At 71.6% G+C, this 11,925-nt stretch carries 7 protein-coding genes and 1 pseudogene; 3 read left to right on the top strand and 5 right to left on the bottom strand.

Features of this window, described 5'->3' with window-relative positions:
* Positions 1-53: 53 nt before the first annotated feature.
* Positions 54-245 (top strand): annotated as a pseudogene (locus ACIPSJ_RS51015) (CorA family divalent cation transporter); the annotation flags it as partial.
* A gap of 133 nt (positions 246-378) precedes the next feature.
* Here ACIPSJ_RS51015 and ACIPSJ_RS51010 read toward each other — a convergent pair.
* A complete protein-coding gene (locus ACIPSJ_RS51010) occupies positions 379-2,280 on the bottom strand; it encodes an alkyl/aryl-sulfatase (protein WP_401357109.1) in 1,902 nt (633 codons plus the stop codon).
* A gap of 221 nt (positions 2,281-2,501) precedes the next feature.
* Positions 2,502-5,696 (bottom strand): ATP-binding protein, encoded by a 3,195-nt coding sequence (locus ACIPSJ_RS51005; protein ID WP_401357106.1) that lies wholly within the window; start codon positions 5,694-5,696, stop codon positions 2,502-2,504.
* 378 nt (positions 5,697-6,074) lie between these two features.
* Here ACIPSJ_RS51005 and ACIPSJ_RS51000 point away from each other — a divergent pair, with 378 nt between their 5' ends.
* Together ACIPSJ_RS51000 and ACIPSJ_RS50995 are read left to right on the top strand one after the other, a co-directional pair.
* On the top strand, positions 6,075-6,608 hold the full coding sequence (locus ACIPSJ_RS51000) for a cupin domain-containing protein (protein ID WP_401357103.1): 534 nt from the start codon (positions 6,075-6,077) through the stop codon (positions 6,606-6,608).
* Between the two features lie 67 nt (positions 6,609-6,675).
* Positions 6,676-7,209, top strand: coding sequence for a carboxymuconolactone decarboxylase family protein (locus tag ACIPSJ_RS50995; protein WP_401357100.1), 534 nt, complete (start codon positions 6,676-6,678; stop codon positions 7,207-7,209).
* A 170-nt stretch (positions 7,210-7,379) separates the two neighbouring features.
* Here ACIPSJ_RS50995 and ACIPSJ_RS50990 read toward each other — a convergent pair whose 3' ends face one another.
* The 3 genes from ACIPSJ_RS50990 to ACIPSJ_RS50980 form a co-directional block, all read right to left on the bottom strand.
* Positions 7,380-8,078 carry a response regulator gene (locus ACIPSJ_RS50990; protein ID WP_401357097.1) on the bottom strand — a complete coding sequence of 233 codons (699 nt, stop codon included), beginning with the start codon at positions 8,076-8,078 and terminating at the stop codon, positions 7,380-7,382.
* The gene (locus tag ACIPSJ_RS50985) at positions 8,075-9,292 is read right to left on the bottom strand and encodes a sensor histidine kinase (protein ID WP_401357094.1); all 1,218 of its coding nucleotides are present in this window, start codon (positions 9,290-9,292) and stop codon (positions 8,075-8,077) included. The genes ACIPSJ_RS50990 and ACIPSJ_RS50985 overlap by 4 nt, the downstream gene beginning before the upstream one ends.
* 211 nt (positions 9,293-9,503) lie before the next feature.
* Entirely contained in the window at positions 9,504-11,717 is a 2,214-nt protein-coding gene (locus ACIPSJ_RS50980; RefSeq protein ID WP_401357091.1) for an MMPL family transporter, read from the bottom strand.
* Between the last annotated feature and the right edge of the window lie 208 nt (positions 11,718-11,925).

Below are 11,925 nucleotides of genomic sequence, written 5' to 3'. Positions count from 1 at the left end.
CGCAGGCCAGGCACGTCAACAGCAGCATCGTTGCAGGTCAGCGCCGTTATGTAGACAACTTCAAGAAGATCTCCTCCTGGGCCGCCATCCTCTTCGCCCCGACCCTCGTCGGCACGATCTACGGCATGAACTTCCGGGAGATGCCGGAGTTGCACTGGGTGTGGGGATACCCCTTCGCAATCATCCTGATGGCGATCGTATGTACCAGCCTGTACTTCATTTTCAAGCGGAAGGACTGGCTCTGAGCAACCGGTCCCCCCAGGGCGTCACGGGGGCGTCCGGGAAATTCGGTCGAGAAGGTCACGGTGGGCTGCGGCTCCGGCCGGATGCTGTTCAAGTCTGGGTGAAGTCTCGGGTCATGCTCTGACCAGGGCGGTGTTACGGGGTGACGATGGCGAAGTCCGGGTCGGGGGCGGTGAGGTGGCCGAGGAGTTCGGTCAGTTTGCCGGCGTCGCCGGTGATCTTGATGTCGTCGCGTGCCGACAGGGCGGCGGGCGGGAGGGTGCCGAGCACGACGGCCCGCAGGTCGGTCTCGGTGAGGGTGAACTCGACGTCCGGGGCGGGGGCGGCCGTGCCGGTGCCGGTGACGTGGGTGAGGACACCGTTGCGCAGTCGCATGGTGACGGGGGTGCCGTCCTTGACGTTCCAGCGGACCGTGATGTCGGCGTCCCAGCTGCGTGGTCCGTCGACCCGGATGGCGAGGGAGTCCAGGAGCTGGTCGAGGGTGAGCGCGGCGAGCAGGTCGGGCGAGACGGTGGAGGTGGGGGTACCGACCGATCCGTTGCGCAGTTCGTAGGCGCCCATCAGGTAGAAGTTGCGCCAGGTGCCGTTCTCGCTGCCGTAGCCGAGCTGTTCCAGGGCGTCGGCCTGGAGCTCGCGGGCTTCGGCGTGGTCCGGGTCGGCGAACACGACGTGGCCGAGGACCTGTGCCACCCAGCGGAAGTCGCCGTCGGCGTACGACCGCCGGGCGCGGCGCAGCACCTCGTCGGCGCCGCCCATGAACTCCACGTACCGCCGCGCGGCCTCGACCGGGGGGTGCTCCCAGAGGTGAGCCGGATTGCCGTCGAACCAGCCGAGATAACGCTGGTAGATCGCCTTGGTGTTGTGGCTGACGGACCCGTAGTAGCCGTGGGTGTGCCAGGCCCGCTCCAGCGCCGGGGGCAGTTCCATGCGTTCGGCGATCTCCGGTGCGGTGAAACCCTGGTTGAGCATGCGCAGGGTCTGGTCGTGCAGGTACGCGTAGAGGTCGCGCTGCCCGGAGAGGAACTCCACCACCCGGTCCCGGCCCCAGGTCGGCCAGTGGTGGGAGGCGAAGGCGAGGTCCACGGAGGCGCCGAAGAGGCCGATGGCCTCGGTGAGGTAGTGCGCCCAGACGCGTGGGTTGCGCACCACGGCACCCCGCAGCGTCAGCAGGTTGTGCAGGTTGTGGGTGGCGTTCTCCGCCATGCACAGCGCCGCGTGGTCGGGGAAGTGGATGTTCAGCTCCGCCGGCGCCTCGGTGCCCGGAGTGAGCTGGAAGACCATGCGGACACCGTCCACGGTCTCCGTCTGCCCGGTGCGCGCGATGTCCACCGTGGGCGGGATCAGGCCGACCGTGCCGGTCGACAGGGTCTGCCCGAGGCCGGTGCCGATCTGCCCGCGCGCCCCCTTCGGCAGCGCGGCGCCGTACATGTAGGCGGCGCGGCGGTTCATGGCCGTACCGGCGTAGACGTTCTCGCTGACGGCGTGCCGGAGGAAGCCGTGCGGAGCGAGGACGGGGACCCCGCCGGCCACGTCCTCGTCGGTGAGGACACCCCGCACGCCGCCGAAGTGGTCGGCGTGGCTGTGCGTGTACAGGACGGCGGTCACGGGGCGGTCGCCTCGGTGGGCGCGGTACAGGGCCAGGGCCGCCGCGGCGGTCTCGGCGGTGAGCAGCGGATCGATGACGAGGACGCCCCGCTCGCCCTCCACGATCGTCATGTTCGACAGGTCGAAGCCGCGTACCTGGTGGATACCCTCGGCCACCTCGAACAGGCCGTGCTCCGAGCAGAGTCGGCTCTGCCGCCACAGGCTCGGGTTGGCCGTGTCCGGACAGTCCTGGTCGAGGAAGCCGTACGCGCCGAGGTCCCACACCGCGCGGCCGTCGGCATCCTTGACGACGCTCTCCTGCGCCGTGCCCATGAAGCCGCGCCGTGCGTCTTCCAGGTCCCGGGTGTCGTCGAACGGGAAACGCCGCAGCACCGCCCTGTTGGCCTCGGCGACACCCGGCTGCACGGGCTTGCCCTCGGTACTCTGGGACATCTGGATCTCCCTCGCTGCTGCCTGGCCGGCGCCACGGCGGACGGGGCTACGGCCAGCCTCACCCGGCGCTCGCGAGCGAACGAGCGGATGTCCGCCGTACAGGTGAACCGAACCCCGGCCCAGCACGACGGCAGGCACACAGCCCGGGAAGCGGCCCGGCGCCGCTGCCCGGGTCGACTCTCCGACCGCGATTCGGGGAGCGCGTGGGGAGAGTCGGCTCCCTAACGCGGGATGTCCCCGAAAGGCTGCGAAAGAAGTCCTGTGAGGAGTCGTTCGGCGCGGCGTGCGAACAGGTGCGCCTCGGATGCGGTGGATTGCGTGTGGGCCCGCTGGGCGGCGGCCCGGACGGCGGTGAGGGGTGCGCCGCGGGTCTGCAGCAGGCGTGCCTTCAGCAGCAGGAGCAGCCCTTCGGCGTACCGCTGGCCGTAGTCCCGCATTGTCTGGTCGGCTCGGTCGAGAGCGGCTTCGGCCCGGTCGGGGGATCCGGCGGCCAGCCACATCTCGGCGATCAGTGCGTAGTGGTAGGTAATGCCCCATTGCGGCGGATCGAGCAGGTGGGCGGCCAGGAGTTCCTCGGCCTCGGCCGCGGCGGCGGCCGGGTTCTCGCCGGTGAGGGCGCGTGCCCAGCACCAGCCTTGCCGGATGTAGTGGTCCCTCTGGGTGCGGAGACGGTCGAGGCCGGCGGCGGACCACCGCTCGCCGGCTCGCCGTGCCGCTTCGGCGTCCCCGGCCATGGAAGCGATCATGGTCGTGTAGTAGACCTGGACCGAGGCCGCGTACGGATCCCCCGGAGTGTCCCCGGTGTTGACGAAGGCCAGCGCCGCGTCGACGTCACCGAGCAGCGCGGTCATGACGGCCCGCATGAAGGGCCCTTCCCTGATGGTGATGCCGTCCCGCCGGAGCGGTGTCTCTCCGTCCGGGGCGAGGGTGCCGTCGGCCGCGGCGCCCTCCGCCTCGGTGAAGGACCGGTATGCCTCGCCGATGTTGCCGGTGTCCCACTGATGCAGGCCCCAGGCCAGCCGGCCGTAGCGTCGGACGACCGGATCGGAGGACGCCTGACCCAGCTCGTGCATGCGGCGGGCCAGCTGTCCGCGGCCGTTCTCGATGGAGGTGTGTGCGCCGATGAGGCGGATGAAGAGGAAGTCGGCGGCCTCCGCCTCCCGGCCGAGGGTGCGGGCCAGGTACTCGGCCCGCTCCAGCAGGTCGAAGGTCGCCGGACCGTAGCCCGCTTCTCGTCTGACGACGATGGCGAGCAGGGTGAGTGCGGAGAACTCCAGTTCCAAGAGTCCGCAAGCCCGGGTGACCTGAACGGCGGAGCGCAGCTGCCGGCCGGCCGACTCGAACGCGAGCTTGGCCGCGGCGCGGCGCCCCGCGCGGATGAGCGCCTCCGCGGTGCGGTCGGGCTCGGCGAGGGGGCCGGCGGCCCACAGGTGGTAGGCGAGGCGTTCGGCGACGTCCTCGTCGTCGGCGTGGATCTGTTCGAGCGCGTCCGCGACGCGCAGATGCAACTGGGTGACCTGCCCGTTCGTCGCGCTCCCGGAGACCGACTCGCGCACCAGGTCGTGCGCGAAGCGCAGCGAGGACGGGTCCCGCGGCCCGGGTTCGAGCAGCCCGAGCGTATACAGCGGTTCCAGGCGATCCAGACAGTCCGCGACGTCCACACCGGTGGCGCGGGACAGCAGCCTGAGGTCGACGTCGCGGCCGATCAGCGCGGCCACCCGCAGCAGGTCACGGGCACGGTCGTCGAGCCCGGCCATCCGGTCGCGCACGACGTCGTGGACGGTGGAGGGGACTCCGGCCGCAGCAGAGGTTTCGCTGTCGCCGATCGCGCCGGCCGTGCCGAGGAGCCGGGCGAGTTCACGGACGAAGAACGGATTGCCGGAGGTACGGGCGTGGATGGCACGGGCGACGGCGTCGCCGGGTTCCTGGCCGGCCTCGTGGCGGATCAGTTCGGCCACCTCGGCCGGACCGAGCGGGCCCAGCCGGAACCTGCGGTGACCGGGCCGCCGACCCGCAGCGGCCAGCACCCGGGAGAGGCCGGGGCTGAGTGCCGGGGCGCGGTCGCGCAGCGCGCCGATGACCGCGGTGGACTGGGGCAGCCGCCCCGCCAGGTGCTGCAACAACCGCAGGGAGGTGGCATCGGCCCATTGGAGGTCGTCGAGGATCAGGAGGGTAGGCCGCCGCGCAGAGGCCCGTCCGACGAGGGCCACGACCTGTTCGAACAGCCGGAACTGGGCGTTGCCGTCCGGCAGTTCCCGGGCCGCGTCGTCCCGCGCCGCAAGGAGACTGCCCAGCCCGCCGGTGAGCCACTGCTCACCCGCCGCAGCGGGCAGACTCCGCACCACCTGGCCCAGCGCCTGCTCCCAGGGCCACATCGCCGGAGTCCCCTCGCCCTCCAGACAGGAACCCCACACCGTCAGTGCGCCCAGCCGCTCCGCCACGGCGGCGGCCTCCTCCAGCAGCCGGGTCTTGCCCGCACCCGGCTCGCCCTCGACCACACCGATCGCGGTGTCACCGGCGAGCGCGCGCTCCACGACGCCCTGGAGCATGGCGAGTTCCTCGGTCCGGCCGAACAAGATCCGGTCGTTCTGCGCCGGCGGCGGAGCAGGGGGCTGGGCGAGAATCCGCCGGTGTGCGTCCTCCAGCACCGGACCCGGGTCGATGCCGAGTTCCTCCGCGAGCCGGTCGCGGGCCTGGCGGAACACCGACAGCGCCTCCGCCTGACGCCCGGCAGCGCCGAGAACGCCGATGAGACCGGCCTGCACGCGTTCATTGAACGGCGCCATCGACGCGGCCAGTTGCAGAGCCACCAGCACCCGCTCCGGCCGCCCCGTCGACACCGCCAGCTCCGCCGCCGCGATGCACGCGTCGTAGAACTCGTTGTCGAGTGCAGCGAAGACCGTCGTGGCGTTGGTCCCCTCGGCGATGCCGTCGCCCGCCGAACCGTGCCAGAGCCCGAGCGCCTCCACGAAGTGATCGAGGGCCGCCTCGTGATCCTGCCGATTCGCCGCAGCCCTGGCGGCAGCGACGCGTTCCCGGAAGGAGACAAGGTCCAGCATGGCGGGGCCGGCGGCGAAGAGGTAGGCATTGCCACGGCGTTGAAGGAACGATCCGGCTTCACGGACGGGCAGCACAGGCTCGAACAGCCGACGCAACGCGCCGACGTACTTCTGAAGAATGTTCACCGCCGACGCCGGGACGTCCTCGCCCCAGATCAGATCGACCAACTCGTTCGTGCTGACCGGCTGGCCCGCGCGGGCGAGCAGCACCGCGAGCAGGTACGACTGCTGCCGGGGCCCGGGGTCCAGTTCGACACCGTCCCGCCAGATCCGCAACGGGCCCAGGATCTGCAGATACGGCGAGCCCCTCCCGGCCGGCTGGTCTTCACCGCCGGACCGGGCTGCAAGGACTGGCACCGCCACACTCCTCGATTCCGGGATGGATATGACGCGTTCTTCGCCAGTGCCGACCTCGTGCGAGTGTACGTGGGCCGGCCGGTGCGGGCGGCCCCCTCAACTCCGTTGCTTTCTCACTCGGGTTGTTCGGGCAAGGGTGAACATCGATCGACGCCCCTCTCGCTGGGCGCGCGTAGCGAAACGGACTTTACGGACGGCGGAGCGCCGTCCACGGACGGTCCACTCCGCGTCAAGTGGAGTTCGCCAGTCTTGCGGTGTGCGGCGGCACCCAAGTCCGTCGGGCCGCTTACCGCACTGACGCGACGACCTCGAATGCCCAAACAAGTTGAAAGGGACGGGACTTACCATATGAGCCCAGTGCAACCGTTCCGGAGAATCGTGACCGGCCATGACGCGTCCGGCCGTGCGGTGATCACGCAGGACGCGCCGCCGACTCGCGTGGTGGAGATCGGCGGACCTGGTGGCCCGACCTTCTACGAGGTGTGGAACACACGCCAGACGCCGGCCGTCATCGACCGGCAGTCGGGTGAGCCGGCGGAGGAAGGTCTGGTGCTCGGGCCTCCCGAGCAGGGCACTCGCATCCGGGTGATCGACTTCCCTCCGGAGGACGACCGGATCCGGAACCTGACGGGGGCCGAGGCGGCCGAGAAGTTCGGGGAGATGGGTGGTGCCGACGCCGCACGGTCCGCCGCCGGCACCCCGCATCCGTTGATGCACCGCACGCGGACGATCGACTACGGGATCGTCGTCGAGGGCGAGCTCACGCTGGTCCTCGACGAGGGCGAGACCGTCGTCCGCACCGGAGACATCGTGGTTCAGCGCGGCACCAACCACGCGTGGGCAAACCGGTCGGCCGTGAACTGCCGGGTCGCCTTCGTACTCATCGACGGCCAGTACACCGACGGACTCTGAGAAGGAGGAGCATCGTATGCGTATTCGCCCCATCCCACCCGATGAGCTCGACCCCGCACTCCGCGAGGTGCACGACGGCATCGCCGGCATCGTCACCGAGGAGCAGGACCGCGTCGTCATCCTCGACGACGACGGCGCACTCGTCGGGCCGTTCGCGGCGATGCTGCACTTCCCCACGTTCGGGGTTCCGGCTCTGTTTCTGCAGCGGGCGGTCGCGGCCGAGGCTCGCCTCGATCCCGTCGTTCGCGAGGTGGCGATCCTCACCGTCGGGGGCGCGTACGGCGCCCGGTACCTGCTGTACGCACACGAGCAGACGGCGGATCAGGTCGGCCTTCCGGCGGCACAGATCGCGACCTTGGCGGCGGGCGGCCGACCGTCCGGGCTGAGCGACGAACAGGCCGTCGCCCACGACGTCGCGGCGGCGTTGACCTCCGGGCGCATACTGCCGGACTCCACATACGACCGGGCCACGCAGTTGCTTGGCCATGACGGGGTCGGCGAGCTCGTGTTCCTCATCGGCAGCTACTGCCTCATCGCGATGGTGCTGAACTGCTTCGACGTGCCGGTCCCCGGTCAGGATCCGTCAACTGCCCGGTCCTGACGACGACAAGGTGGGAGCGGCGGCGGCAGCCGGCCGTCGGCCAGGGACACCGGCAGGAACCGATCAGGGCGCGTTGCCCCGCCTGGCCCGGCGGCTTCTCGCCTCCTCACCGCGCTCCCCTTCCCTTCGACTTCCCTTCGACTTCCCTTCGACGGGACGGGTTCCGCCGGTCAGAGGGTGTCCGGCGGACCCGGGGCGGGGGATTGCGGTTTCACCAGTCCGCTCTGGTAGGCGATGACCACGAGCTGGGCGCGGTCGCGGGCGTCGAGCTTGGTCATGGCCCGTTGGATGTGGCTGCGTACGGTCAGCGGGCTCAGGACGAGCCGGTCGGCGATCTGGGCGTTGGACCTGCCGTGCGCGGCCAGCGTCACGACCTCGCGTTCACGGTCGGTCAGCGCCTTGACGGCGTCGGGGAGGGCGAGGAGGTCGTCGGTGTCCGGGCTGGTCAGGAAGCGGGTGATGAGGGCGCGGGTCGCGGTGGGTGAGAGGAGGGCTTCGCCGGCCGCGACGACGCGGATGCTCGACAGCAGGACGTCGGGGCTGACGCCCTTGCCGAGGAAGCCGCTCGCGCCGGCGCGCAGGGCCTTGGCGACGTTCTCGTCGTTCTCGAAGGTGGTGAGGACGAGGATGTGGGTGCCCGTCAGCTCCGGCCGGGAGCAGATCGCGGCGGTGGCCGCCACTCCGTCGAGGTTCGGCATCCGGATGTCCATGACGACCACGTCGGGCCGGTGCGTCTCGGTGAGCTCGACGGCCTCCCGCCCGTCGGCTGCCTCGGCGACCACCGTCAGGTCGTCGGCCGAGTCGATGAGGATGCGGAAGGTGGCCCGGAGCAGGGCCTGGTCGTCGGCGAGCAGAACGCGGATGGTCATGGGGCGGGGCTTTCGTGGTCGCTGTCGGTGGCGCTGCCGGGCAGGGTGTCCAGCGGCAGGGTGCAGACGACTTCGAAGCCGCCCTGGGTGCGGTGGCCCGCGTGGAAGGTGCCGCCCGCCGATGTGGCGCGTTCGCGCATGCTGATCAGGCCGAACCCGCCGTCCGGGCCCGGCGGCGCGGGGGTGCGGCCGGGGGCGGTGGCGTTGGTGACGGTCAGGGTCAGACGCCGGGGCGCGTAGGCGAGCCGTACCTCGGCGGTGCGGCCGGCGCCGTGCTTGGTGACGTTGGTGAGTGCTTCCTGGAGGATCCGGTAGGCCGTCAGATCGAGTACGTGGCCGAGCGGGCACCGTTGTCCCTCGACGGTGACGGTGACCTGGAGTCCGGCCGCCGCACAGGATTCGACCAGGTCGGGCAGCCGGTCGAGTCCCGGGGCGGGGGCCAGGTCGTCGGCGGGGTCGGTGTCCTCCCGCAGCAGCCCCACCGTGGCCTTGAGTTCGCGCAGGGCCGCGGCCGTCGTCTCCGGGAGCCTGTCGATGATCTCCTGGGCCTTGTCGGGCCGGGTCCGCACGAGATGTTTCACGGCTCCGGCCTGGGCGTCGGCCAGGGTCAGGTGGTGGGCGACCACGTCGTGCAGTTCGCGCGCGATGCGCATGCGCTCCTGGACGACCCGGTGACGTGCCTCTTCCTCACGCTGCCGGTCGCTGTACTCGGCGCGGGCCACGGCGTACTCGCGGCGCACCCGCCGGTAGCTGCCGAGAGCGGCGCAGAGCAGGATCCACGCGGCGGGGTTGACCACGGAGAAGACCAGGGAGTCGAGGAAAGAAGGGAAGACCAGGCCACTGGCCACCACGCAGCCGGTGACGACCAGGGCGCTGTTCCATCCGGTGCGCCGGGGCGTGCTCAGGCTCGTGGCGTACTGCGCGACCAGGAGCGGGCCCATCAGCAGCGGGGTCAGGAGGTAGCCCAGCGCGCCCAGGGCCATCGTGCACAGCGCGGTGCCGGCGAGCACGGCCAGGGGGTGGCTCCGGCGCCGGTGCAGCGCCGCGCAGGCGAGCGCGGACAGGGTGACGCCGGGCCACAGGGCCAGTGGGCCGGAGGCCAGTGCCCGGGTGAGCAGGAGGCCGGTGAAGGTGACGGCGAACAGCAGGACGAGGACCGAGAGGTCCAGGGCTTTCCGGTGGGTCGCCGCCCGGTGCCGCCAGCTGGTACTCATCACGCTCCGAAACACTCCAGGGAACAGCCATGCTCACATATCGCGGGTCGCGACGCCGTGCTGCTCGGCGCCGCGACCACGGGTGCGGGCGTCGGACGCGAACCGGCTCCGGGCGTCGGACGCGGACCGGCTCGGGGTGTCGGACCCGGACGGGCGCCCGGCGCCGGACGCGAACCGGCTCCGGGCGCCAGACGTAGACCCGCTCCGGACGTCAGACCCGGACCGGCTCCTGCGGCGCGGCCTCGCCGCCCGCCACCGGCGGTGCGGTCGCGAGCCCCGCCCCCTCCACGTCGACACGGGGCAGCAGCCGGTCCAGCCATCCCGGCAGCCACCACGCCCTGTCGCCGAGCAGCGCCAGGACCGCGGGCACCAGCGCCAGCCGTACCACGAACGCGTCGAACAGCACCGCCACGGCGAGCCCGAAGCCGATCGTCTTGACCATCGACTCACCGGAACCGACGAACCCGGAGAACACCGCGATCATGATGACCGCCGCGGCGACGACCACCCGGGCACTGTGCCGGAACCCTGAGACGACCGCGTCGGGGGCCCGGTCCCCGTGGACGTACGCCTCCCGCATCCGGGCGACGAGGAACACCTCGTAGTCCATGGCCAGGCCGAACACGATGCCCACCAGGAAGATCGGCATCAGGCTCATGATCGGCCCGGCCTGCTCCACGCCCAGCAGCCCCGCGCCCCAGCCCCACTGGAAGACCGCCACGACCGAACCGAGGGCGGCCAGCACCGACAGCAGGAAGCCGAAGGCGGCCTTGACCGGTACGAGCACCGACCGGAAGACCACCAGCAGCAGAAGCAGGGCCAGTACGACGATGACGGCCAGGTAGGGCACGAGCGCGGCCTGCAGGGCCTCGGCGATGTCGATGTTCATCGCGGTGCTGCCGGTGACCTCGAAGGTCGCCCCCGTCGCACGCTCCAGGGCGGTGCGTTCCGAGCGGATGGTGCGGACGAGGTCCTTGGTGTGCTCGTCGTTCGGGCCGGTGGCCGGAACCGCGGAGAACAGCGCGGTGTCACCGGCCGGGTTGAACCGTGCCGAGGAGACGGACACGACCCCGTCGGTGGCGCCGATCTCCTTGGCGATCTCCTTCACAGCCGCCGTGGCCGCCTTGGTGCCGGCCGCGCCCCTGGCGTCCACGACGATCGTCAGCGGCCCGTTGAAGCCCGCGCCGAAGCCGTCCGCGAGGGCGTCGTAGGCACGCCGTTCCGTCGACGAGACCGGCTTGGACTCGGCTCCCGGCATGCCCATCTCCAGGCTCGCGGCGGGCAGGGCCAGGACGCCCAGGCCCGCGACGCACGCCACCAGCACGGCCAGCGGGCGGCGCATCACGAAGCGCGCCCACCGGGAGCCGCCGTTGTCGGTCGCCCGCCGAGCGGGGCCGCCCTTGCGGGTACGGCGGGACAGCACCGCGTCCGGCCACATGCCGAGCAGCGCCGGAACCAGGGTGAGGGCCACCAGCACGGCGACGACCACCGCGCCCGCCGCGCACAGACCCATCTTGGTCAGCATCGGAACGCCGACCACGGTCAGTCCCGCCAGCGCGATGACGACCGTCAGCCCGGCGAAGACCACCGCGGAGCCGGCGGTGCCGACCGCGAGTCCGGCCGCCTGGCCCGGGGCGTGGCCGTTGGCGCGCTCCTCCCGGTAGCGGGAGACCACGAACAGGGCGTAGTCGATACCGACCGCGAGTCCGAGCATCGAGGCGAGCGTGCCCGTGGTCAGGGAGAGCCCGAAGACGCTGCCGAGAGCCATGATCGCGGCCATGCTGGTGCCGACGCCGATCACCGCGGTGAGCAGCGGGAGACCCGCGGCCGCGAGGGAGCCGAACGTGATCAGCAGGATCACCGCGGCGAGACCGATACCGATGGCCTCGGCGCTGCCGCCCGCCGCGGGCTGCTCGGCGAGGGCCGTGCCGCCGACCTCGACCGTGAGACCGGACGTGCGCGCCTGGCCGATGGCCTTCTCCAGGGCGGCCTTGTCGGCGTCGGTGAGGTCGTCGGCCGTCACCTTGAAGTTCACGGTGGCGTAGGCGGTGGAGCCGTCCTCGCTCACCGCGCCCGCCTTGAACGGGCTCACGGCGTTCAGGACCTTCGGCTCGTCGGCCGCCTCCGTCACGAGGGCGTCGATGGCGGCCCGGTTGCCGGCGGCCGTCACCTTCTCGCCGTCGGGCGCCACGAACACGATGCGCGCGTCGGCGCCGTTGGCGTCCGTGCCGGGGAAGCGCTCCCCGATCAGGTCGAACGCCTTCTGCGCCTCGATGCCGGGCATGAACGACGTGCCGTCGTCGGAGGAGGCGGGCGCCGTGACGGCGCCGGCCCCGGCGCCGCCGAGGATCACCGCCCACAACAGCACCACGAGCCAGCGGCGCCGGAAGGCGGTCCGGCCCAGACGGTAGAGCAAGGTAGCCACGGGAAACGGGTCTCCAGGTCAGGTTTCGGGTAGACGGCCAGCCTGGCGGGAGAGGGGGTGCCGGGGCATCGTGCGGCTGCCCGCAATCGCGCTTGGTGTCCCCGCACGAGCCCGCCTGGTGCCCCCGCACGAGCCGACGCTGTCCTGTCCTCCTCCGGGAGGAGCGGTGGGTACGGCCCCGGGATGATTCCGGGTCCGGCCGGGCTCT

The sequence above is a fragment of the Streptomyces sp. NPDC090088 genome, from assembly GCF_044747345.1.
In the GTDB taxonomy this organism is placed as follows: Bacteria; Actinomycetota; Actinomycetes; order Streptomycetales; family Streptomycetaceae; genus Streptomyces.
Note: the sequence above shows the minus strand (reverse complement) of the source record. Positions and strands in the feature narration are given on the sequence as shown.